Origin of the sequence: Rhizobium phaseoli (assembly GCF_003985125.1) — a bacterium.
Taxonomy (GTDB): domain Bacteria; phylum Pseudomonadota; class Alphaproteobacteria; order Rhizobiales; family Rhizobiaceae; genus Rhizobium; species Rhizobium phaseoli.
On record NZ_ML133567.1, the window covers coordinates 394033 to 418728 of the forward strand.

Annotated in this window: 16 protein-coding genes; 7 read left to right on the top strand and 9 right to left on the bottom strand. The window is 62.2% G+C overall.

Features of this window, described 5'->3' with window-relative positions; genetic code table 11:
* Positions 1–9 precede the first annotated feature (9 nt).
* Both EFD56_RS07480 and EFD56_RS07485 read left to right on the top strand, forming a co-directional pair.
* The gene (locus EFD56_RS07480) at positions 10–4782 is read left to right on the top strand and encodes an NAD-glutamate dehydrogenase (protein ID WP_085743523.1); all 4773 of its coding nucleotides are present in this window, start codon (positions 10–12) and stop codon (positions 4780–4782) included.
* A 24-nt stretch (positions 4783–4806) separates the two neighbouring features.
* Positions 4807–6195, top strand: a complete 1389-nt coding sequence (locus EFD56_RS07485; RefSeq protein ID WP_085743524.1) for an MFS transporter — start codon at positions 4807–4809, stop codon at positions 6193–6195.
* Between the two features lie 27 nt (positions 6196–6222).
* Here EFD56_RS07485 and purH read toward each other — a convergent pair whose 3' ends face one another.
* The 4 genes from purH to htpX all read right to left on the bottom strand — a co-directional run bounded on the left by purH (position 6223) and on the right by htpX (position 12137).
* Entirely contained in the window at positions 6223–7839 is a 1617-nt protein-coding gene (gene purH / locus EFD56_RS07490; protein ID WP_085743525.1) for a bifunctional phosphoribosylaminoimidazolecarboxamide formyltransferase/IMP cyclohydrolase, read from the bottom strand.
* Between the two features lie 72 nt (positions 7840–7911).
* Positions 7912–9585: a heparinase II/III family protein gene (locus EFD56_RS07495; RefSeq protein WP_085743526.1), complete on the bottom strand. Its 1674-nt coding sequence runs from the start codon at positions 9583–9585 to the stop codon at positions 7912–7914.
* A 204-nt stretch (positions 9586–9789) separates the two neighbouring features.
* A complete protein-coding gene (locus EFD56_RS07500) occupies positions 9790–11190 on the bottom strand; it encodes an RsmB/NOP family class I SAM-dependent RNA methyltransferase (RefSeq protein ID WP_126905003.1) in 1401 nt (466 codons plus the stop codon).
* The gene (gene htpX, locus EFD56_RS07505) at positions 11181–12137 is read right to left on the bottom strand and encodes a zinc metalloprotease HtpX (RefSeq protein ID WP_064828770.1); all 957 of its coding nucleotides are present in this window, start codon (positions 12135–12137) and stop codon (positions 11181–11183) included. Before htpX ends, EFD56_RS07500 begins: the two co-directional genes overlap by 10 nt.
* Before the next feature lie 110 nt (positions 12138–12247).
* Between htpX and EFD56_RS07510 the strand changes: the two genes are divergently transcribed.
* Complete coding sequence (locus EFD56_RS07510; protein ID WP_064828771.1) at positions 12248–12472, top strand: DUF1674 domain-containing protein; 225 nt, start codon at positions 12248–12250, stop codon at positions 12470–12472.
* Positions 12473–12601: 129 nt separating this feature from the next.
* On the opposite strand, the gene acs is transcribed toward EFD56_RS07510, so the two are convergent.
* Complete coding sequence (gene acs, locus EFD56_RS07515) at positions 12602–14557, bottom strand: acetate--CoA ligase (RefSeq protein WP_064819294.1); 1956 nt, start codon at positions 14555–14557, stop codon at positions 12602–12604.
* A gap of 228 nt (positions 14558–14785) precedes the next feature.
* Between acs and EFD56_RS07520 the strand changes: the two genes are divergently transcribed.
* Positions 14786–15487: a DUF1013 domain-containing protein gene (locus EFD56_RS07520; RefSeq protein ID WP_010019544.1), complete on the top strand. Its 702-nt coding sequence runs from the start codon at positions 14786–14788 to the stop codon at positions 15485–15487.
* A gap of 82 nt (positions 15488–15569) precedes the next feature.
* On the opposite strand, the gene EFD56_RS07525 is transcribed toward EFD56_RS07520, so the two are convergent.
* From EFD56_RS07525 to EFD56_RS07535, 3 genes are all read right to left on the bottom strand, one after another.
* Entirely contained in the window at positions 15570–16505 is a 936-nt protein-coding gene (locus tag EFD56_RS07525) for a flagellin N-terminal helical domain-containing protein (protein WP_085743530.1), read from the bottom strand.
* 255 nt (positions 16506–16760) lie between these two features.
* Complete coding sequence (locus tag EFD56_RS07530) at positions 16761–18671, bottom strand: propionyl-CoA synthetase (protein WP_085743531.1); 1911 nt, start codon at positions 18669–18671, stop codon at positions 16761–16763.
* Positions 18672–18752: 81 nt separating this feature from the next.
* Positions 18753–19412 carry a YggS family pyridoxal phosphate-dependent enzyme gene (locus EFD56_RS07535; RefSeq protein ID WP_010007975.1) on the bottom strand — a complete coding sequence of 220 codons (660 nt, stop codon included), beginning with the start codon at positions 19410–19412 and terminating at the stop codon, positions 18753–18755.
* A 201-nt stretch (positions 19413–19613) separates the two neighbouring features.
* Between EFD56_RS07535 and leuS the strand changes: the two genes are divergently transcribed.
* The 3 genes from leuS to holA are packed head-to-tail and all read left to right on the top strand — an operon-like array spanning position 19614 to position 23806.
* Positions 19614–22244: a leucine--tRNA ligase gene (gene leuS / locus EFD56_RS07540; RefSeq protein WP_085743532.1), complete on the top strand. Its 2631-nt coding sequence runs from the start codon at positions 19614–19616 to the stop codon at positions 22242–22244.
* Positions 22234–22755 carry an LPS assembly lipoprotein LptE gene (gene lptE, locus EFD56_RS07545; protein WP_010014996.1) on the top strand — a complete coding sequence of 174 codons (522 nt, stop codon included), beginning with the start codon at positions 22234–22236 and terminating at the stop codon, positions 22753–22755. The genes leuS and lptE overlap by 11 nt, the downstream gene beginning before the upstream one ends.
* 10 nt (positions 22756–22765) lie before the next feature.
* The gene (holA, locus tag EFD56_RS07550; RefSeq protein ID WP_064819298.1) at positions 22766–23806 is read left to right on the top strand and encodes a DNA polymerase III subunit delta; all 1041 of its coding nucleotides are present in this window, start codon (positions 22766–22768) and stop codon (positions 23804–23806) included.
* On the opposite strand, the gene EFD56_RS07555 is transcribed toward holA, so the two are convergent.
* On the bottom strand, positions 23807–24688 hold the full coding sequence (locus EFD56_RS07555; protein WP_064828777.1) for a ParB/RepB/Spo0J family partition protein: 882 nt from the start codon (positions 24686–24688) through the stop codon (positions 23807–23809).
* Positions 24689–24696: the final 8 nt, after the last annotated feature.

The window sequence follows — 24696 nt, forward strand, 5'->3', positions numbered from 1 at the left end:
AGGCGATCCATGGCTGTCAGAAACAATCCGAAGCGAGAAAAACAGATCGAAGGCGCACGAAAGATCGCCAAGACCACGGGCGAGGCCCATCTCGATCCGGAAATTCTCTTCGGCCGGGCAAGCAATGACGATCTCGAACGCTACACACCTGAAATGCTGGCGCTTTCTGCCGTGCATTCGGCAAGAGAACTTGCCGCCTGGAACGGCAAGACCCCACGCGTCAGTATCGACACCATCGGCGGTGTTGCGCCTGACGGCATTGCCGTCTCGGTGCTTTCGGTCACCGACCGGAATATGCCGTTTCTCTATGAATCGGTCATGGGCGAAGTGACGAGCACCCACCGCGATCTCTTCATGGCCGTGCATCCCATCCTGGTGATGGAAAAGGACAAGGCGCCCACGCTCTATTCCGCCGACCAGCCGAGCGATCCCGCCACACGCGTCAGCCATATCCAGCTTCATATCGCGCCGCTCAATTCCAGCCAGGCGGCCGATCTCGTCAAACGGATCCAAACCGTGCTCGAACAGGTCCGCCTGTCGGTCTCGGACTGGAAGCCGATGCTTTCCAAGCTCGACGGCGTGATCGCCGAGCTTGCGGCCAACGGCGTGGGCCGCAGAAAGGCCGAACACGCCGAGGCGATCGCCTTCCTGAGCTGGCTGCGCGATGAGAATTTCACCTTCCTCGGCATGCGCGAATATGTCTATTCCGGCAAGGGCGCCGACGCCAAGGTCGAGCGGGACAAGGGGGCCGGCCTCGGCATTCTGTCCAATCCCGACGTTCTCGTGCTGCGCACCGGCAAGGATGCCGTGACGACGACGCCCGAGATTCTGGCCTTCCTCGACGGCCCCGACTTCCTGATCGTCACCAAAGCGAACGTGAAATCGATCGTCCATCGCCGTGCCTACATGGATTATGTCGGCGTCAAGCGTTTCGACGCCGAGGGCAACGTCACCGGCGAACTGCGCATCGTCGGCCTCTTCACCTCGACGGCCTATACGTCGCTCGCCTCGGAAATCCCGCTGCTGCGCTCCAAGATCGAGAAGGTTAAGGAGCATTTCGGATTCGACCCGATGAGCCATTCCGGCCGCATGCTGGATAACACGCTGGAATCTTATCCGCGCGACGATCTTTTCCAGATCGACACGACGCTGCTTGCCAACTTTGCCGAACAGATCAATGACCTGGCCGACCGGCCGCGCGTGCGCGCCCTGCCGCGCATCGACCATTTCGACCGCTTCGTCTCGGTGATCGTCTATGTGCCGCGAGAGGAATATGACTCGATCGTGCGCGAACGGATCGGCACCTATCTGAAGACCGTCTATGACGGCCGTGTCTCCGCCTATTACCCGGCTTTTCCCGAAGGCGGTGTGGCGCGCGTGCATTTCATCATCGGCCGTTCCGGCGGCAAGACGCCGCGCATTCCGCAAGCCAAGCTGGAGCAGACGATCCGCGAAATCACCGCCCGCTGGGACGACCGCTTCGAAGTACTGGCCGGGCCGAAGGCGCCGAAAATATCGGTCGACCAGGCCTTTCAGGATTCCTTCACTCCTGAGGAAACCGTGGCGGACCTCGCCGATATCGGCGCCTGCGCCGCCGGCGAGCCGCTGCGCATCCAGTTCTATCACCGTCAGGAAGACCAAGGCCGTATTCTTTCGCTGAAGATCTTCCATGCCGGCGGCCAGCTGGCGCTGTCACGGCGCGTGCCGCTTCTCGAGAATCTTGGCTTCAATGTCGTCAGCGAACGCACCTTCGATATCGGAATGCCCGCCGACGGCCAAACCAAACTCGTCGTGCTGCATGACATGGAGCTCGAGACTCGCAACGGCCGCGACATCGACCTGCACCGTTATGGCGCCGCCCTCGAGGAAGCCTTCGTCGCCGCCTTCGCCGGCACGATCGACAATGACAGCTTCAACCGGCTGATCCTTTCGGCGGGGCTCTCGGCGCGTGAGACGAATGTGCTGCGCGCCTATGCGCGCTATCTCCGCCAAGCCGGCATCGCCTATTCGCAGGACTATATCGCAACGACGCTCGACAAATATCCCGGCGTCGCCGCCGCCATTTTCCGGCTGTTCCACGATACGCTCGATCCCAAGCTTCAGGAGAAGGCCCGGGTGAAGAAGCTCGCCGAGCTGCACCAGGCGATCGAAGCCGAGCTTGCCGAGGTGCCGAGCCTCGACGACGACCGGATCCTGCGCCGCTACGTCAACATCGTCGACGCGACGCTGCGGACCAATTACTTCCAGAAGAACCCCGACGGTTCGCCGAAAGCGATGCTCGCCTTCAAGCTCGATCCGCATCTGGTCGACGGTCTGCCGCAGCCCAAACCCTTCCGCGAGATGTTCGTCTACGGCGTCGAGGTCGAAGGCGTGCATCTGCGCTTCGGCAAGGTGGCGCGCGGTGGCCTGCGCTGGTCGGACCGCGCCGAGGATTACCGCACCGAGGTGCTGGGTCTCGTCAAGGCGCAGCAGGTGAAGAACGCCGTCATCGTCCCGGTCGGCGCCAAGGGCGGCTTCTACCCGAAAAAACTTCCCGTCGGCGGCAGCCGCGACGAAATCTTCAACGCCGGTCGCGAGGCCTATAAGACCTATATCCGCACCCTGCTGTCGATCACCGACAATATCTCCGGGGCCGAGATCGTGCCGCCGGCGGATACGGTGAGGCTTGATGGCGACGACCCCTATTTCGTCGTCGCTGCCGACAAGGGCACGGCAACCTTCTCCGACACCGCCAATGCGCTGGCGCAGGAAGCCGGCTTCTGGCTGGACGACGCCTTTGCCTCCGGCGGCTCGGCCGGATACGACCACAAGAAGATGGGCATCACCGCCCGCGGCGCCTGGGAAACCGTCAAACGCCATTTCCGCGAAATGGACATCGACATCCAGACGACCCCCTTCACCGTCGCCGGCGTCGGCGACATGTCGGGCGACGTCTTCGGCAACGGCATGCTGCTCTCGCCGAAGATCCGCCTCGTCGCCGCCTTCGACCACCGCGACATCATCATCGATCCTGATCCCGACATGGAAAAGACGCTGGCAGAACGTCAGCGGCTCTTCGACCTGCCGCGCTCGAGCTGGCAGGATTTCGACAAAAGCGTGCTCTCCAAGGGTGCGATGATCATTTCCCGCGCGGCGAAATCAGTGACGCTGACGCCGGAAGCAGTTGCTGCGATCGGCATCGACAAAGCCGTGGCGACACCCTTCGAGATCATGACGGCGATCCTAAAGAGCCCGGTTGATCTGCTGTGGTTCGGCGGCATCGGCACCTATGTGAAAGCGTCGTCCGAAACCGATACCGAAGTCGGCGATCGCGCCAACGATCCGATCCGCATTACCGCGGCGGAGGTCCGCGCCAAGGTGATCGGCGAGGGTGCAAACCTCGGCGTCACCCAGAAGGGCCGTATCGCCTACGGTCTCAACGGCGGGCGCTGCAATTCCGACGCCATCGACAACTCGGCCGGCGTCAACACCTCGGACGTCGAGGTCAACATCAAGATCGCGCTGGCGGCGGCCATGCATGATGGGCGGCTGACGCGGGCAAAGCGCGACCAGCTGCTTTCGTCGATGACTAGCGAAGTGGCAGCCCTCGTGCTGCGCAACAACTACCTCCAGTCGCTGGCGATCTCGCTGACGGAGCGCAAGGGCACGGCGAACGGCCTGGAACTCGGCCGCTTCATGAGCGTGCTCGAGGCCGCCGGTCAGCTGAACCGCAAGGTTGAGACCTTGCCCGACGACCAGACCCTCGCCGAACGTTATACCGCCGGCAAGCCGCTGACGCGGCCGGAAATCGGCGTTCTGGTGTCCTACGCCAAGATCGTGCTCTTCGATGCGCTCGCCGCCAGCGATCTGCCCGACGACCCCTATTTTGCCGCGACGCTGTCGAATTATTTCCCCGTCAAGATGCAGAAGTCGAACGCCGGCGATATCGCCGGCCATCGCTTGCGGCGAGAGATCGTCGCAACCGTGCTTGCCAACGAAGCGATCAATCGCGGCGGGCCGAGCTTCACCGTCGCCATGATGGACGCGACGGCGGCTTCTGCGCCGGAAGTGGTGCGCGCCGCAATCGTTGCCCGCGACGGTTTCGACCTCACCCGGCTCTGGGCCGAGACGGATGCGCTCGATGGCAAAATTTCGGGCGAGCTGCAGAACCGCATCTACGAGGAAATCAGCCACAGCTTTATCGTGCTGACGCGCCTGCTGTTGAAAACCGCCATGACCAGGGCGGACATGGCCGAGGTCATTAGCCGACTGCAGGCAGCCCTGAAGAAGCTGAGGCCGGCTTTCGTCGAACAGGCGGCCGGCGATGCCGCGGCCCGGCAGGCAGAATATGCCCAAGGGGGCGTACCGGAAAAGCTCACGGCCGAAATCGCCAACCTCCAGAGCTTCGCGCTGGTACCGGAGATTATGCAGATTGCCGAGCGCACCGGCGAGCCGCTGGTGCGTGCGGCCGAAAATTATTTCGCAGTGTCGAAGACCTTCCGGATCGCCCGGCTGCTGGCGGCCGGCGGCCGGATCCTCACCTCCGATCACTACGAAAACCTGGCCCTTGCCCGCAGCATCGACCAGATCGCCAGCGCCCGGCGCGACATTGTCATCTCGGCCCTTTCGGACCACGGCAAGGAGAAGCTGCCCGTCCAGGCCTGGCATGCGCAGGATCGCGTCCGCATCAATCGCATCGTCGAGGAACTTTCGAGCCTCAGCGACAGCGGCGACCCCAATCTTGCGCGCATTACCGTGGCCGCAGGCATCCTGACCGATCTTGCGCGCGACCGGGCGAGGTGAGACAGTCCGCCAAAAAAGGAGCGGATGTTGAATCGCATTGACTGGACAGGGACGCAGCCGCCAAAGGCCACGGAGAAGGGCATCTGGGGGTGGATGTTCTTCGACTGGGCGGCGCAGCCCTTCTTCACGGTGGTCACCACCTTCATCTTCGGGCCCTATTTCGTCTCGCGCCTGACCGATGACCCGGTGTCGGCTCAGGCAATGTGGAGCAACATGGCGACGATCTCCTCGGTGATCATCGCCTTGCTGTCGCCCGTTCTCGGCTCGATCGCCGACCAGTCCGGTGCACGCAAGCCCTGGATCGGTTTCTTCGCGATCATCAAGATCGCCAGTCTTTTCGGCCTGTGGTTCGCAGCCCCCGGCTCACCGGTCCTCTATCCCGTGATCTTCATGATCCTCGCCTCGATTTCGGCCGAGTTTTCAATCGTTTTCAACGATTCAATGATGCCGCGGCTGGTCGCCAAGCACGAGGTCGGCAAGCTTTCCAACACCGCCTGGGGGCTTGGTTATCTCGGCGGCATGATCGTGCTGATTGCCGTCGTCACGCTTCTGGCGGCAAGCCCGGAAAGCGGCAAGACGATTCTCGGCCTCGATCCGCTCTTCGGCCTTGATCCCAGGACCGGTCAGGATGCGCGCATCACCGGGCCGATCTCGGCCGTCTGGTACCTGATCTTCATCCTGCCGATGTTCTTCTTCACGCCCGATGTCGGCAGAGGCCTGCCCTTCGGCACCGCCATCCGCGCCGGCCTGCGGGAGCTCAGGAACACCCTCGGCGAACTCAAAGAGCGGCGCGGCATCCTAAAATTCTTGATTGCCCGCATGATCTATCAGGATGGCGTCAACGGCCTGCTGATCCTCGGCGGCGTCTTTGCCGCCGGCATGTTCGGCTGGGCGACGATCGAGATCGGCCTTTACGGCATCATCCTCAACGTTGTCGCCATCTTCGGCTGCCTGATCGCCGGCCGGATCGACAAGGGCGTCGGTTCGAAGGTGACCGTCGTCATCAGCCTTACCATGCTGCTTCTCGCCACCATCGGCATCATCTCGACCGGGCCGGGCTACACGCTGTTCGGCCTGATGGCGCTGCCGACAACCGATTCCGGCGGCCTCTTCGGCACCGCGGCGGAAAAGGCCTATATCCTTTATGGCCTGCTGATCGGGCTCGCCTTCGGGCCGGTGCAGGCCTCGTCGCGCTCCTATCTCGCCCGCAGCGTCAGCCTGGAGGAAGCCGGCCGCTACTTCGGCATTTACGCCCTGTCAGGGCGCGCCACGAGCTTCATGGCGACGCTGCTCTTCTCGCTGGTGACCTATATCAGCGGCTCACCGCGGCTCGGAATGGCGACGCTGGTCCTGTTCCTCGCCGGCGGTCTGGTCCTGTTGGTCCGCACGCCCTACCCGGCCGACCGGGCATAGGAATGCCCGGTCATTTCCGACACTTCTTCAGTGCCGGAAGTGGCGCATGCCGGTAAAAACCATGGCGATGCCGTGTTCATTGGCGGCATCGATGACCTCTTGATCACGCATTGAGCCGCCCGGCTGGATGACCGCCGTCGCGCCTGCGGCAATCATCGACAGGAGCCCGTCGGCAAACGGCAGGAAAGCTTCCGAGGCAACGGCCGAACCTTTGGTCATCGGCACCGCAAGGCCGAGCGCCTTGGCGGCCTCTTCGGCCTTCAGCGCGGCGATGCGGGCCGAATCGACCCGGCTCATCTGGCCGGCGCCAATCCCGGCCGTCTGGCCGTCCTTGGCGTAGACGACGGCATTCGATTTGACATGTTTGCCGACCTTGAAGGCGAACTTCATGTCCTCGAGCTCCTGGCTCGTCGGCGCACGCTTGGTAACGACCTTGAGCTCCAGATCCTCGACCATGCCATTGTCACGGCTCTGGACAAGCAGGCCGCCGGAAACGGTCTTCGCCGTCAGCCCTGCAATGCGCGGGTCGGGCAGGCCGCCGGCCGACAGCAGCCTGAGGTTCGGTTTGCGGGCGACGATCGCCTTTGCCTCTTCGGTGACATCGGGGGCGATGATCACCTCGGTGAAGAGCTTGACGATCTCTTCGGCCGTTTCGGCGTCCAAGATCTGGTTGAGCGCGATGATGCCGCCGAAAGCGGAAACGGAATCGCAGGCAAGCGCCCGCTGATAGGCTTCGACCAGGCTCGAACCGGTGGCGACGCCGCAGGGATTGGCGTGCTTGATGATGGCGCAGGCCGGCGCCTTTTCCGGCAAGAACTCGGCGACGAGCTCATAAGCGGCGTCGGTATCGTTGATGTTGTTATAGGAGAGCTGTTTGCCCTGGAGAAGGACAGCCGTCGAAACACCCGGGCGTTTCTCGCCGGTCACGTAGAAGGCGGCCTTCTGGTGCGGGTTTTCGCCGTAGCGCATCTCTTCCTTGAGGACGCCGCCGATGACGCGGTGGCGCGGCGTGTCGATCGACAGCGCTTCGGCAAACCAGTTGGAAATCGCAGCGTCATAGGCCGCGGTGCGGGCATAGGCCTTGGCGGCCATGCGCTGGCGGAAGGCATAACCCGTCTTGCCGGCATTGGCCGAAAGCTGCTCCTTGAACTCGGCGTAATCGTTGGGGTCGGTCAGAATGGTCACATAGGCGTGGTTCTTGGCCGATGCCCGGATCATCGCCGGACCGCCAATATCGATATTCTCGACGGTCGTCGGATAATCGCCGCCGGCCGCGCGCACCTCTTCGAAGGGATAGAGGTTGATGACGGCCAGATCGATACCCTCGATGCCGTGCTTCTTCATCGCTTCCTGGTGCTCGCTGTCATCACGGATCGCCAGCAGGCCGCCATGCACGGTCGGGTGCAGCGTCTTGACGCGGCCATCCATGATCTCCGGAAAACCGGTGATGTCGGAGACATCGGTGACGGCGAGACCGGCGGCAGCGATCGCCTTGTAGGTGCCTCCGGTCGACAGCAGGCGCACGCCTCGTTCAGACAAGGCCTGGGCGAGCTCGACGATGCCGGTCTTGTCGAACACGGAGAGGAGCGCGGTCTTGATTTCGACCTTGTCCGGGGCGGGGATTTTCTTGGAAATGACGGCCATGAACTTTCTCCGTTCGGGCTTCGGTTCTGCTTGCGCCGCGTTAGCACAGCTTCGCCGCCGCGCAAACAGGCGCTACCCCTTGCGGGATAAAAACCAGCGGATTTCCATCTTCTGGGCAAGATCGAAGTCGATCTCGATCTGGTCCGAGCCGCAAATGCCGGAGCTGTCGGCGAAGAAAATGTCCTCGGAAATCAGCACTTCGTTGCCGGGGGCGGAAAACAGCCAGCTTTCGCCATCCGGCGCCGTCAGCAGCACCGATTCCCCGTCACTCTGCTGCAGCACGATCGAAGGATGGATATGAAACCGGGCGACCGCCTTTACGGGCTCGTCGCTGTCATATCCCTCGCGAACGACCAGCCGATCGTGGCCCGTCACGATCGAGCCCGCGACATTGAGTGTCAGCTCACGCTCGTGCAGCACGCCGAATGTTCTCACATAACCGTCATGGCTGAGCTTGATGCCGTCGCGTCCATCCTCCGTTTCCACACGCTCGACGGTCACCGTCCGCACCGGTTCGGTGATCGCGTGGTTGAGGAAGGGCGAGAGGGAAAAGCGGCTGGACGAGGTGTCGTTGAGGATGACGGTCGAATGCGCCGCGGTCGTGCGCGCCATCTGCACATAACGGTGCCCGGCGAATTTCGGCGAGCCGGAATTGACGATGAAGCGATGGCGGCCCGACGACATCTCGAAGGAGAGGCTGCCGGCATGTGCCGTGCGCAGCGCGCCGCCCGAGGGCGGCGTGCCGGTATCGGCAATGATGATTGTCTTGCCTCCGGCAAGCCGCTGATAGCGCGACTGCGGCAAAGCCTTGAACGGCTGACCGGCGGTCTCGTCATATCTCAGCACCGACATCAGCTCGTTGGCGAGCGTCGAGGTCGCGCCGTTGAAAAGCGCCAGGTCCCCATCCTGATGGCGGAAGAATCGCAAGGCCGGATACATGCGGTCGATGCCGGAGATCAGCTTCTGCGGCAGATCATGGCCGAGATTGACATAGGTCTGCCTGAGCGGCAGCAGATCGAGCAGCAGTTCCAGGCCGACGCGCGGATTGCGCGAGATATGGCCGCCATCCGGCAGAATCTGGCTATCGAATTCGCGGTCGAGCGCCTGCGCCGCCTTTCTGAGTGTGGATGCGCGGGCCGGCATGGCGACGGAGGCCATGGCGAGCGCGATGCGCAGGCGAAACAGCTCCAGGCCGCCGAGCGTGTAAGGCGCCATGCGGTGCAGGAATCGCACCTGGAATGCCAGCGATTTCATGAAACGCCGGTAAAAGCCGCGGTCGGCGTTCTGCAGCACCACGGGCGAATGCGACAGCCAGGCAATGACGCGCTGGGCGGTGACGTCGGTGTCCCAGGCAATTCCTTCCATGCGGCCGGCATGGATCGAGAGCCAGCTGTCGACGATCGTGCGGGCGGCGGAGGCGCTGCGTTCCGTCTTGTGGGCGCGCATATGCCGGAGCCAGCCGAAGCTGTGCAGGCGGATCGCAAAGGGCCGCGAGGGCAGGGTGAAGGTGAAGGGCGATTTGCCGTTCGTTTCCAGCATGCGCCCGGCCAGCAGAAATCGGCCGTTCAAAATTTCGTCGGCCACATGCGGATCGATACCGCGAAGATCGGTCGGCGCAACGATCAGGCGCTCGGGCACCTTGATCGAATGGCGAAAGAGCTTCAGGCGCAGCAACGCGACGCGGCGCAAGGCGCGCCGCCAAGCTTCCCGAACATACATGCTCGCAAAACGCCGACCGGACTGCATATTCTATTGTCTATTGACCCTCGTGGTTAAGAATAGGTGAAAAGCGGCCGATTTCATCGCCCGCAATGAATTAATTCGTGACAAAGTTCGAATATACGCAAATTACTGCATTTCAGTTGAGATCATTCGACGGTTCACAACGCACCGTAGCGATGATGCGAGGATTTCAAATCTCCGCATGGTTGCGCCGACGTTTGAGCTTGATCAGCCCGTTCGCCGCAGCACGGCCGCGTAAAAGCCGTCCAGACCGGAGGCAATGCCCTCAGGCATTTTCAGCATGGTCGGAAGCGTGCGGAATTCGCCAAGCGGCGTGATCGCCGCTTCGAGGCCGGGCCAGTCGCCTGCACTGATCGCAACGCGCTCGATTGCATCCGTATCGGAAAGGACCCGGGCGACGACCTCCTCGCCCTCGGCGGGATCGAGCGAGCAATTCGAAAACACCAGCGTGCCCAAGGGCTTCAGCAGGGTGAGCGCATGGCGCAGCAACCGCTCCTGCAGCGCCGCCAGCCTGGCGATATCCTCCGGCCCCTTGGTCCATAGCACGTCGGGGTGCCGGCGCGTCGTGCCGGTGGAGGAGCAGGGGGCGTCGAGCAGGATCGCATCGAAACCTTCGGCCGGCTTGAACGTCGTCAGGTCTGCTACGACCGTTTCCGCCTTGAGGCCAAGCCGGTCGAGATTGGAGCGCAGCCGTCTTAGCCGGCTTTCCGACTGATCGAGGGCGGTGACGGTGCCGCCAGCAAGGATGAGCTGTGCCGTCTTGCCGCCGGGCGCAGCACAGAGATCGGCCGCCCGTTTGCCGGAGAGATCACCGAAAAGCCTGGCCGGAATGCTTGCCGCTGCATCCTGCACCCACCAGGCGCCCTCATCGAACCCCTCGAGCGATGGAATGCCGCCATCGAAAGCGGCGAGCCGCACGCCGCCGGTGGGCAGGGCAACGCCGTTCAGCCGCTTTGCCCAGCCTTCGGCGTCGGATTTGACGGTCAGATCGATCGCCGCCGGTTCGAGCTGCGATTGCGAGATCGCCAGCGCTGCGTCGCGGCCATAGGCCTTTTCCAGCCGTGCAAGGAACCAGGACGGCATCGGCGCGACCTTGCCGATCTCTGCCAGCACCGCGTCTTTTTCGCGGCCGAGCCGGCGCAGCACGGCATTGACCAGCTTGGCAAAACGGCGATTGCGCGGATCCTGATTGGCCTGCTCGACGGCAAGATCGACGGCCGAATGATCCGGCACGTCGAGATAGAGAATTTGTGCAGCACCGATCGACAGCACGTGATGCAGCGCCCGCGCGCCCTCCGGCAGCGGCGATTCCAGCAGCGAGGCGATGGCCGCATCGATACGCGGCAGATGGCGCAGCGTCGTGTTCAGAATGGCGCGGACAAGCGCCCGGTCGCTTTCACCGAGCGCCTTATAGGCAGGATTGCCATGTTCGTGATCGAGAGCACCGTCGAGCGGCAGCTTGCGGTCGACGACGGCGGCGAGGATCTTTGCGGCCGCGGCCCGGGCCTGCAGGCCCGGCTTGACTGGAGCCGAGCGGCCGGCCGGCCGGTCGCTGGAGGGTTTCTGTTTACGGAATGGCTTCTTCGTGCCGTCTGAATTCAAGACCACGGACCTCTTGGCGGTTGCGAACCACCGCGACCCGTATTCGGAACAGAGCGCGATTTGCGCGTCGGATTAACAGCACGAACCGGTCCCGTCGAGACATTCATGCCGCTTTGCGCCATCTCCTGCAGCGCAGCAATGCGGTTTTCCGTATCCGGATGCGTGGAAAAGAGATTGTCCATGCGCTCGCCGGAAAGCGGATTGATGATGAACATATGCGCCGTCGCCGGATTGCGCTCGGCATCCTCGTTCGGCACATGGGCCGCACCCCGGGCGATCTTGCCGAGCGCCGAAGCAAGCCAGAGCGGATTGCCGCAGATTTCGGCGCCGCGGCGGTCGGCCGAATATTCCCGCGTGCGGCTGATCGCCATCTGCACCAGCATGGCGGCGAGTGGCGCCACGATCATCGCGACGAGGACACCGACGAACCCGAGAGGATTGTTGTTGTTGTCACGATTGCCGCCGAAGAAGAAGGCGAAATTGCCGAGCATCGAGATCGCCCCGGCAAGCGTTGCCGTGATCGTCATCGTCAGCGTGTCGCGGTTCTGAATGTGGGCCAGCTCATGCGCCATCACGCCGGCGACCTCCTCCGGAGACAGTGCCTGGAGAAGACCCGTCGAGGCGGCGACGGCGGCATTTTCGGGATTGCGGCCGGTGGCGAAGGCATTCGGCTGTGGGCTGTCATAGAGATAGACCTTCGGCATCGGCAGGCCGGCATTGCGGGCGAGGTCGCGCACGATCGCAAAGAATTCCGGCGCGTTGCGCTCGTCGACCTGCTGGGCGCGATAGGCCGACAGCACCATGCGATCGGAATTCCAGTAGGAGAAGAAGTTCATGCCGGCGGCAATGAGGAATGCGATCGTCATGCCGGCCCGACCGCCGATCAGGAAGCCGACAAACATGAAAAGCGCCGTCATGAAGGCGAGCAACATGGCAGTGCGAACGAGGTTCATTGCGAATCTCCAACTCCGATTTCGGTGCCGCAAGCTTTCAATCCCGGCGCCGGCGCATTATGATTTGGTTATTCACCAGCCATTTTCAATGTTTTCCGGCAGGAGAAGCCATGCAGGACGCCGATAACGACAATAGCCAAACGCCGAGGGCCGAAGGATCGGAACCGCCGCGCAAAATGCTGTCCCCGGCGGCCCAGCGTGCGCTTGCGGAGGCCGAGGAGCGGCGAAAAAACCAGAAGCCGCTGGAGCTGGCGCCGGAGATCGGCGGCCGCGGCGGCGCCGAGCCGGCCCGCTTCGGCGACTACGAGATTAATGGCCGGGCGATCGATTTTTAGGAAGAGAGGCGCTTCGCCGGCGACCTTCTGCTCGAAGGCGCGTCCGAGCATGACGCTGCCGCAAATGCACGCGATGTGTGAAAGTGAAATGAGCCGCTCCGGGAACAAGACCCGGGGCGGCTCATTTTATCAGGCCGTCGCCTTGTTCTGCCGGTTGGCGATCAGATCATCGACGACCGCGGGATCGGCAAGTGTCGAGGTATCGCCGAGAGCGCCGAAATCATCCTCAGCGATCTTGCGCAGGATGCGGCGCATGATCTTGCCCGAGCGGGTCTTCGGCAGGCCAGGCGCAAACTGGATCTTGTCGGGCGAGGCGATCGGCCCGATTTCAGCGCGCACGTGCTTCACAAGTTCCTGGCGAAGCGTGTCCGTCCCTTCGTGGCCGGCCATCAGCGTCACATAGCAATAGATCCCCTGGCCCTTGATCGCATGCGGATAACCGACGACCGCGGCTTCCGAAACCAGATTGTGCGAGACGAGCGCCGATTCCACCTCCGCGGTGCCGAGCCGGTGGCCGGAGACGTTAAGCACATCGTCGACGCGGCCGGTGATCCAGTAATAGCCGTCTTCGTCGCGCCGGCAGCCGTCGCCGGTGAAGTACTTGCCCTTGTAAGTCGAGAAATAGGTCTGGATGAAGCGCTCGTGATCGCCATAGACCGTGCGCATCTGGCCCGGCCAGCTGTCGGTGATGCAGAGATTGCCATCGGCTGCCCCTTCCAGCACCTTGCCCTCATTATCGACCAGCTGCGGCTTGACGCCGAAGAACGGCACCGTCGCCGAACCGGGTTTCAGATCGATCGCACCCGGCAGCGGCGTGATCATGTGGCCGCCGGTCTCCGTCTGCCACCAGGTATCGATGACAGGGCAGCGCTTGTCGCCGACGACATTGTAATACCACTCCCAGGCTTCCGGGTTGATTGGCTCGCCGACCGTGCCGAGCAGGCGCAGCGATGAGCGCGAGGAGCGCGTGACGAAGTCGTCGCCGGCGCCCATCAGCGAGCGGATCGCCGTCGGCGCCGTATAGAAGATGTTGACCTTATGCTTATCGATGACTTCCCAGAAGCGGCCCTGATCGGGGAAATTCGGCACGCCTTCGAACATCAGCGTCGTCGCGCAGTTGGCCAGCGGCCCGTAGACGATGTAGGAATGGCCGGTGACCCAGCCGACATCGGCCGTGCACCAGTAGATGTCACCATGATGATAGTCGAAGACATATTCATGCGTCATCGAGGCATAGACGAGATAACCGCCCGTCGTGTGCAGCACGCCCTTCGGCTTGCCGGTCGAACCTGAGGTGTAGAGGATGAACAGCGGATCTTCCGCTTTCATCTTCACCGGCGGGCATTCCGGCTTCACCGTGGCGACTTCCTGATGATACCAGAGATCGCGGCCCGGCGCCCAGCCGGTCTTGCCGCCGGTGCGGCGCACGACCAGCACCTTGCTGACATGCACATGCTGGCGGGCGGCGATATGGATCGCCGTATCGGTATTGTCCTTCAACGGCACCGGCTTGCCGCCGCGCAGACCTTCGTCACAGGTGATGACGAAGGTAGATTCGCAGTCGACGATGCGCCCGGCCAAGGCTTCCGGCGAGAAACCGCCGAAGACGACCGAATGCACGGCGCCAATGCGGGCGCAGGCGAGCATCGCGTAAGCCGCCTCAGGGATCATCGGCATATAGATGGTGACCCGATCGCCCTTCTTGACGCCGTGCTTCTTCAACACATTCGCCATCCGGCAGACGTGCTCGTAGAGCTCGTTATAGGTGATCTTCTTGTCGATATAGGGGTTGTCGCCTTCCCAGATGATCGCCACCTGGTCGCCGTTCGTCTTCAGATGGCGGTCGATGCAATTATAGGAAACGTTGGTCTGGCCGTCCTCGAACCATTTGATCGAGACCTTGCCGGTAAAGGAGGTGTTCTTGACCTTGGTATAGGGCTTGAACCAGTCGATCCGCTTGCCGTGCTTGCCCCAGAACTTGTCCGGGTTCTCGACGCTTTCCTCGTACCATTTCAGGTACTTTTCCTTATCGATGAGGGCCTGCGCCTTCACCTGCTTCGGCACCGGATGGATCTTCTCCGACATGTAACTCCTCCTCATGGGACATGCGACGGGCCGCGAGCAATTGGGCCCGGATTTCAAATCAGGGCAATTCATAGCAGGTCGCATCGTCGCGGCAATTAGACAAAGGTCATTTGATTTCGGAAGAATTGCAATTCTGCGACAGTCCGGTTATATAGCGGCATATTTCCCGGACATTGTGGTGACAATCCACGGACCGCGACCGGCGCGGACGATAGAAGGACTATATCCATGGCTCAAACACTGCTCATGCCGAAGGCGACCGCCATCTGGCTTGTCGACAACACGGCGCTGTCTTTCGATCAGATCGCGCAGTTCTGCAAACTGCACCCGCTCGAGGTCAAGGCGATTGCCGATGGCGAAGCGGCGCAGGGCATCAAGGGCCTCGATCCGATCTCGACCGGTCAGCTTTCCCGCGACGAAATCGCCCGCGCCGAAGCCAATCCGAACCACAAGCTCAAGCTGTCCGAACCGAAGGTGCGGGTGCCGGAATCCAAGCGCCGCGGCCCGCGTTACACTCCGGTTTCCAAGCGTCAGGACCGCCCGAACGCCATCCTCTGGCTCGTTCGCAATCATCCGGAACTGAAGGACGCGCAGATTTCCCGCCTCGTCGGCACGACGAAATCGACGATCGAGCAGATCCGCGAGCGCACCCACTGGAACTCCGCCAACCTCGCGCCGATGGATCCGGTGACGCTCGGCCTCTGCAGCCAGATCGATCTCGACATGGAAGTGGAAAAGGCCTCCAAGGGCCGGCCGCTGCCGACCGCCGCCGAACTCGGCGCGACGCTGCAATCGGCGCAGGAAACCGAACGCCTGACCCCGAGCTACGAGCGCGAAGAGGAAAAGGAAATCGACGCCGACGCCGTCTTCCGCAAGCTGAGCTCGCTGCGCTCGGCCCCGAAGGACGAGGACGAAGACGACCAGTACTGAGATATCAGCGATCTCATGACGAAAACCCCGCCGAGCGAACCGCCCGGCGGGGTTTTTTGATGGAGGATCGCCTGTCCCCGGATCAGCTGCGGAACAGGGTGAGGATGTTCTGTGCCGAACTATTGGCAATCGAAAGCGACTGGATGCCGAGCTGCTGCTGCGTCTGCAACGCCGAGAGCTTGCTCGATTCCTCTTCCATATCGGCATCGACCAGGCGACCGATGCCCGAGTCGATGGAATCGTGAAGACCGCTGACGAAATTCTCCTGCAGCTGGATGCGCGTCGAGATCGACCCGAGAGCGGAGCCGGCGGCGGTCATGGCGCCGAGAACCAGTTCGATCCCGCTCAAGGCTGCGTCGAGCTGGCCCTGGGTGAAACCGGTAATGTCGAGATCATAGATTGACGGCATGACGATGACGGTGCCGCCATAGGTGCCGTTGAAGGCGGTGCCGATGATGCCGCTGCTGGTCTCGATCGCACCCGTGCTGGTCATGCCGAAGAGCACATTGCCGAGCGTCCCTGAATCGAGCACATAATCGGTCATCTTCACCGAAACGGCATTGCTGCCGTCACGGACGAAGGACGAGACGACGCTCTTCGTTCCGGAGGCGCCGGCCACCCAGTTTTCGCCGGAGAAGGATGCGGACTGGGCGATGCTGAGCAGCTGCTCCTGCAGCTGGTCGAGTTCCTGCTGGATCTTCGTCTTGTCGACGCCCTTTTCCGTGGCGGCAACGATCTTCGCCTTGATTTCACTGACGACGTCGAGCGCGCTGTCCATGGCCGCATAGGCGGTATCGACCTTGGCCGCACCGAGGCCGAGGGCGTCGGAGACGGCAGAAAGCGCCAGGTTGTCGGAACGCATGGTCGTTGCGATCGACCAGTATGCGGCATTGTCGGCAGCCTTCTCGACACGATAACCGGAGGAAACGCGACCCTGGGTGTCCTTGAGGCTATCGTTTACGCCGCGCAAAGTCTGCAGCGCTGCCATGGCAGCGTTGTTGGTGAGGATGCTCGTCATGATCCGTTCCACAATCGGAGAAAGGGGCATTCCGGACTACAGCGACGCGCCCTTTCGGACGCGCAAAGGACGCTGGAGCACTTCGACTGCTGCATAATTTCTCCTCAAATCGATTCCGATTTAAGAGAATTATGCAGCAGGCCGGGAACGGCGCCTGCGTCATGCAAAGCCTGCTATGCAAGCCTTTGCCGTTAACAAATCCTTGCGCAACATGGTTAACAATTCCTCAATTAGGGCTTTTCGAATACTTAACTTTTACATTGGCAGCGAGCCGAAACCGCGCTTGCGCAAGGCCTCGGCGATCTCCTCCAAAATCGCCGGATCATCAATGGTCGCAGGCATTTTCCAAGGTATGCCGTCGGCAATTTTCTGCATGGTGCCGCGCAGGATCTTGCCCGATCGCGTCTTCGGCAATCGGTTCACGGTGATGGCCGTCTTGAAGGCGGCGACAGGCCCGATCTGATCGCGAATCATCGCCACCACCTCCGATTCAATTGTCGTCGATTCGCGCAAAACATGCCGCTTCAGCACCAGAAAGCCGCAAGGCGCCTGACCCTTCAGCGCATCGATGACACCGATGACCGCGCATTCGGCGACATCGGGATGCTGCGCGCAAACTTCCTCCATCGCGCCGGTCGAGAGGCGATGACCGGCACAATTGATGATGTCGTCGGTCCGCGACATGATGAAGAGGTAGCCGTCCTCATCGACATAGCCGGCGTCGGCGGTCTTGTAATAACCGGGAAACTCATCGAGATAGGCCGATCGGAAACGGTCATCCGCATGCCAGAGGGTCGGCAGGCAGCCGGGCGGCAGGGGCAGCCTGATGACGATATTGCCGAGCGTCCCCGCCTCGATCGGATGGCCGGCATCGTCGAGCACCGTTACCTCGTAGCCCGGCATCGGCAGCGCCGGCGAACCATGCTTGACGGGCAGGGCGCCGAGGCCGAGCGGATTTGCGGCGATCGGCCAGCCGGTCTCCGTCTGCCACCAGTGGTCGATGACGGGGATGGCAAGCATGCGTTCGGCCCATTTCAAGGTCTCGGGATCCGCCCGCTCGCCGGCAAGAAACAGCGCCCGCAAATTGGGCATCTTGTAGCGCGCGATCAGGTCGCCGTCCCCATCTTCTCGCCGGATGGCGCGAAAGGCGGTCGGCGCCGTGAAGAGCACGCGCACGTCGTGCTCTGCAACGACGCGCCAAAATGCGCCGGCATCCGGCGTGCCGACCGGCTTTCCCTCGAAGATCAAGGTCGTCACGCCCGATATCAGCGGCGCGTAGACGATATAGGAATGGCCGACAACCCAGCCGATATCGGACGCCGTCCAGAAGACCTCGCCCGGTTTCAGCCCGTAGATGTTCCGCATCGACCAGTTCAGCGCGACCATATGCCCGCCATTGTCGCGCACCACGCCCTTCGGCTGGCCGGTCGTGCCCGAGGTATAGAGGATATAGAGCGGATCGGTCGCCTTGACGGAAACACAGGCCACCTCGGCGCCGCGGTGGGGCGCCACCGCCGCCTCGAAATCCTCATCGCGGCCGCCGACGAGTTCTGCACGGAGCTGCGGCCGCTGCAGCACCAGGCAGCGCTCCGGCTTCACCCGCGCCATCTCGATCGCCTGATCGACCAGTGGCTTATAGGCGACGACGCGGCCGGGCTCCAGCCCGCAGCTCGCGCTGATCACCAGCCTGGCGCCGCTGTCGTCGATACGCGCCGCAAGCTCGCTGGCGGCAAACCCGCCGAAAACGACGGAATGGACCGCACCGATACGAGCACAGGCAAGCATGGAGAACACGGCCTGCGGCAGCATCGGCATATAAAGGATGACGCGGTCGCCTCTGGCGATGCCGAGCGCCAGCAGCGTCGCGGCGATGGCCTTGACCTCGCCGAGCACCTCGTCATAGGAGAACCGGCGCTTCTCGCCGGTCATGGCGCTGTCGAAGATGATGGCCGTCTCGCCGCCGCGGCCGGCCGTGACATGCCGGTCCAGGCAATTGTGACAGGTATTGGTTTGCGCTCCCGAGAACCAGCGGCCATATATGCCTTCGTCAGGCGAAAACACCCGCTCCGGCGGCGTGAACCAGTCGATATCGGCGGCGGCTTCGCGCCAGAAGGCTTCGGGATCGCGTTTCCAGGCCGCATAGGCCTGATGGTAGCCCTTCTGCATCTGCTCCTCCCCAGGAATGCAAGCCTCGATATTAATCTAGGCACAGGGGAGGGGTACGGGAAGCCCCCCCAAAGCAGCGTATCAGCGCGCGCCGAAAATCGCCGACCCGACGCGGACGCTGGTGGCGCCGAAGGCGATCGCCGTCTCGTAATCGCCCGACATGCCCATGGAGAGTTTTTCAACGCCGCATTTCGACGCGAGCTTTGCCAGAAGGGCAAAATGTGGCCCCGGATTTTCCTCGGCCGGCGGAATGCACATCAGACCTTCAATGGAAAGGCCGAGCTCGCCGCGGCAAAGCGTAACGAAGGCCGGCGTGTCGTCAGGCGCAATGCCTGCCTTCTGCGGCTCGAGCCCGGTATTGACCTGGACGTAAAGCCGTGGCGTCCTGTCTTGCCGCTTCATCTCCTCCGCAAGGGCGCGGGCAATCTTTTCCCGATCGACGGTCTCGATCACGTCGAAAAGCGCCACTGCGTCCGCCGCCTTGTTCGATTGCAGTGGTCCGATCAGATGCAGCTCGATATCGGGATTCTCTGCCTTCAGCACCGGCCATTTGCCTTGGCTTTCCTGCACCCGGTTCTCGCCGAAAACCCGCTGACCGGCGTCGATGGCCGGGCGGATCGCCTCCGCCTCGAAGGTCTTCGACACCGCGACAAGCCGAACGGAACCGGCCGGACGGCCTGCCGCGCGTTCTCCGGCTGCAATCTTCGACCGCACGTCGTTCAAGCGCTCTTGAAGTTCCATCGTTCTGCCTCGACATTTCCGTATGAGAGTGATGGCAATGAACTAGCCAGCCATTCTGTGCTTGCCAAGACCCGCTGCCACGAAATCGCCCGGCCGGGACGAAGATCGGGCGCTTGCAGCGCCTGCAAAACTTGACGCTACGGTGGTTTCATGGTGAAGGTCTCGACCAACCTCCCCTGATTTTCCGGAATTTTGAATACAATGGCCACCGAACGTTATAATCCGCGCGATGCCGAGCCCCGCTGGCAGCAGAAGTGGAATGAAGACAAGGTCTTCGAGACCGACAATGCAGATCCGCGCGAAAAATATTACGTCCTCGAAATGTTCCCCTATCCGTCGGGGCGCATCCATATGGGCCATGTCCGCAATTACGCCATGGGCGACGTCGTTGCCCGCTACAAGCGTGCCCGCGGCTATAACGTGCTGCACCCGATGGGTTGGGACGCCTTCGGTATGCCGGCGGAAAACGCCGCCATGGAGCGCGGCGTCCACCCCGCCTCCTGGACCTACCAGAACATCGCCTCGATGAAGGCGCAGCTGAAGGCCATGGGGCTTTCGCTGGACTGGAGCCGCGAGTTCGCCACCTGCGACGTCGAATATTACCAGCACCAGCAGCATCTCTTCCTGGATTTCCTGGAGAAGGGACTGGTCTACCGCAAGCAGTCGAAGGTCAATTGGGATCCGGTCGACAACACCGTGCTCGCCAATGAACAGGTGATCGACGGCCGCGGCTGGCGTTCCGGGGCGCTGGTCGAACAGCGTGAACTGACGCAATGGTTCTTCAAGATCACCGATTTCAGCCAGGACCTGCTGGACGCACTGGATACGCTCGACCAATGGCCGGAAAAAGTTCGCCTGATGCAGAAGAACTGGATCGGCCGCTCGGAAGGTCTGACGGTGCGCTGGGAAATCGTGCCGGAAACGGCGCCGGCCGGCGAGACCGAGATTACCGTCTATACGACCCGGCCTGACACGCTGTTCGGCGCCTCCTTCTTGGCGATCGCCGCCGACCATCCGCTGGCCAAGGATGCGGCTGCAAAGAATGTCGAGATCGAGGCCTTCTGCGAGGAATGCCGCCGTGCCGGCACCTCGCTCGCCGCGTTGGAAACCGCCGAGAAGAAGGGCCTGGACACCGGCATCCGCGTCCGCCATCCGCTCGATCCCTCCTGGGAGCTGCCAGTCTATATCGCCAATTTTGTGCTGATGGATTACGGCACGGGCGCAATCTTCGGCTGCCCCTCCGGTGACCAGCGCGACCTCGATTTCGCCCGCAAATACGGCCTGCCGGTCGTGGCCGTGGTCATGCCCGGCGATGGCGACGCTGCGAGCTTTTCCGTCGGCGATACCGCCTATGACGGCGATGGCGTGATGATCAATTCGCGCTTCCTCGACGGCAAGACGACCGAGGAGGCCTTCAATATCGTTGCCGACCAGCTTTCGGCCGCGTCCCTCGGCAATACGCCGGTGGCGGAGCGGAAGGTCAATTTCCGCCTGCGCGACTGGGGCATTTCGCGCCAGCGCTATTGGGGCTGCCCGATCCCGGTCATCCACTGCGATGCCTGCGGCGTCGTGCCGGTGCCGAAGACGGACCTGCCGGTGAAGCTGCCGGAAGACGTCACCTTCGACCAGCCGGGCAACCCGCTCGACCGCCATCCGACCTGGCGTCACGTGGCCTGCCCGCATTGCGGCAGGGATGCCCGCCGCGAAACCGATACGATGGACACCTTCGTCGATTCGAGCTGGTATTTCACCCGCTTTACCGCGCCGTGGGAAGCAAAGCCGACCGATCCTGAGGCGGCTAACCGTTGGCTGCCGGTCGATCAATATATCGGCGGCATCGAGCACGCGATCCTGCATCTGCTCTATTCGCGCTTCTTTACCCGCGCCATGCGCGAGACCGGTCACGTCGCGGCGAGCGAACCTTTCAAGGGTTTGTTCACCCAGGGCATGGTGGTTCACGAGACCTACAGCCGCAATGCCGGCGCCGGCCGCGAATGGGTGGCTCCCGCCGATATCCGTATCGAGGAGATCGACGGCAAACGCCGTGCCCTGCTCTTGGCGACAGGCGAGGAGGTCGCCATCGGCTCTATCGAGAAGATGTCGAAGTCGAAGAAGAATGTCGTGGATCCTGACGACATCATCGCCTCCTACGGCGCCGATACCGCCCGCTTCTTCGTGCTGTCCGATTCTCCGCCGGAGCGCGACGTCATCTGGTCGGAGGCGGGTGTCGAAGGTGCACATCGTTTCACCCAGCGCCTGTGGCGGCTGATTTCCGAAGCGGCAGGTGTGCTCTCCACCGTTGCCGCCGCACCGGCAAGCGCGGGCGATGCCCTGACCATCTCGCAGGCGGCGCACAAGACGCTGAAGGCGGTTCAGAACGACTACGACAAGCTCTGGTTCAACAAGGCCGTCGCCCGCATCTATGAGCTCGTCAATGCGCTCGCCGGGCCGCTGACGAAGGTTGCGGCAGGTGAAGGCGATATCGCCTATCGTGCCGCCGTGCGTGACGCGGCCGAGATCCTGATTCAGCTCGTCGCCCCGATGACGCCACATCTTGCAGAGGAATGCTGGGCCACGCTTGGCAATACGGGGCTGCTTGCTCGCACCGACTGGCCGCGTTTCGTCGAGGCGCTCGTCGTCGAAAATGACGTTGTCCTGCCGGTGCAGATCAACGGCAAGAAGCGCGCCGAATTGACAATTTCTCGCGACGCGGATCAGAATGCCGTCACCAACGCCGTGCTGGAACTGGATGCGGTAAAGAACGTGCTGAACGGTCAGGCACCGAAGAAGATCATCGTGGTTCCCCAAAGGATTGTGAACATTGTCGTCTGATATCGCCCGCAAGCTGGCTCGCCATGCCGGCATCGCCATGATCCTTGCCGCCTCGGCATCTCTGTCGGCCTGCCAGGTCCGGCCGCTTTATTCCGAAAGCTCGGGCGTCACCGAAAAACTGTCCTCGGTCGGCTTTTCAGACGCATCCGGTCGCGTCGAACAGCAGGTCCGCAATCGGCTGATCTTCCTGGCGTCACGCGGCGCCGGCGAAGCGGCAAATCCGCAATATCACGTCGAACTGCGGGCCACGTCGAGCGTCGCCGATACGCTCCTGCGGCAATCCGGCGATACGTCGCGCGCCGGTCGTGTCACCGTCACCGTCACCTATACGCTGAGCGCTGTCGCCGACGGTCGGGTCATCAAGGCCGGCAGCCGCCAGACCACCGCGCTGGTGGATTTCTCCGAGCAGGAATTTGCCAAGCAAAGGGCGATCCGAGATGCCGAGAATCGCGCCGCGGATCAGACGGCGGAATTTGTAGGGGCCGATCTCGCCGCTGCCCTCAGCCGCTGAGAGCGGGCAGATGGCGGAGATCAAGTCCCACGAGTTCGAGAACTTTCTGCAAAAATCGGTGCGGAACTACCGGATTTTCGTCATTTACGGCCCGGATCGCGGTCTGGTGTCCGAACGTGCCGGCCAGCTCGCCGGCAAGACCGGCGTCGCGCTGGACGATCCTTTCTCGCTGACCAAACTTGATATCGCCGATCTGCAGAAGGATGCCGGACGGCTGGTTGACGAGGCCCAATCGATCGGGCTGTTCGGCGGCGAAAAACTCATTTGGATCCGCGGCGCCGCTAACGAGAAATACCTCGTCGATTCGCTGGCGCTGCTGGCTGAAAAGCCGCTTGAGGCCGCCTATTTGATCGTCGAGGCCGGTGATCTGAAAAAGGGATCTCTGCTCCGCAAGACCGCCGAAGCGGCACGCGCCGTGATGACGGTGCCCTCATACGCCGACGACAGCCGCGCCTTGAACGGCTTGATCGATGCTGAACTCGGGGCGGAAAAACTTGGTATTACACCGGCGGCGCGCCAGGCCCTGGTCGCACTGATCGGCGGCGATCGCATTGCCTCACGCAATGAAGTGCGGAAGCTCGCCCTCTACTGTCGTGGCCTGGATACGGTCGAAGAACATCACGTTACCGAAATAATTGGCGATGCCAGCGCGATCTCCGTCGACGATGCTGTCGACGCCATTCTCGGCGGAGACCTCAACGGCTTTCTCCACGCCATGCAGAAGATCAGCAGTTCGAAAACCGCGATCTTTCTCGTGCTGCAGGCCTGCCTGAAGCAGTTCCAGCTTCTGGACACAATGCGTGCAGAGATGGAAGAAAAACGCCTGCAGGCGCCGCAGGTGATGCAGACGATGGGCCGGCATCTGCATTTTCGCCGCAAGCCGATCCTTGAGCAAGCGCTTCGCCAGTGGTCGGCGGAAAGCATCGCGCGTGAATCCAACCGCCTGCAGGCAGCGATTCTTCAGAGCCGACGTCGGCAGGTGCTGGAAGACAGCGTTGCCATGCAAACCCTTCTCTCCACCACCCTGCAATCCGGCCGCAAGTCGGCGTGATTATCGCCGTTCCAGCAAACGGCAGATTTCCTCGAGCTGCTCCAGCGACTTATAGGAAATTTTGATCTGCCCGCCGCTGGTTTTATGATTGATGGAAACGTCCAGCCCGAGGGCATCGGAAAGCGTGCGCTCCAGCGCCAGCGTATCCGAGTCCTTTTGATCGCGTCGCAAAGCCGGTTGCTGCGGCTCCGACTGCGCCTTGATATTGTTCTGCGCCAGTTTCTCGGCATCACGCACTGACATGCCCTTGGCGACGATCGTGCGGGCGAGGCTCGCCGGATCGGGCGTCGACACCAGCGCCCGCGCGTGTCCGGCCGAAAGGCTGCCGGCCGCAAGCAGATCACGAACCGGATCCGGGAGCTTCAACAGGCGCAACGAGTTGGCCACGTGACTGCGGCTCTTGCCGATGATTTCACCGAGGTCGTTCTGGGTATAGCCATATTCGGCAATAAGCTGCTCATAGCCCAGCGCCTCTTCCAGAGGATTGAGGTCCGCGCGTTGGACGTTCTCGACAATAGCAATCTCGAGTGCCGTCTTGTCGTCGACGTCGCGGATAATCACCGGGATTTCGATCAGGCCGGCGAGCTGCGCTGCGCGCCATCGCCGTTCTCCAGCGATGATCTCATAGCGATCCCGCTCCATCGTACGCACAACGATCGGCTGAACGATACCGTGCTGGCGAATGGAACTGGCAAGATCGTGCAATTCGGTGTCGTCGAAAAAACGACGGGGGTTGCGGGGGTTGCGACTAACAAACTCGATCGGGATCATCCGGTCGGCGCTGACGGTTCGCTCAGCTTCCACCGGAACGGGTTGATCCATTTCACCGATCAGCGCCGCAAGGCCACGACCCAATCGTCTTTTCGAAACATCGTCATTCATGGTCTAAA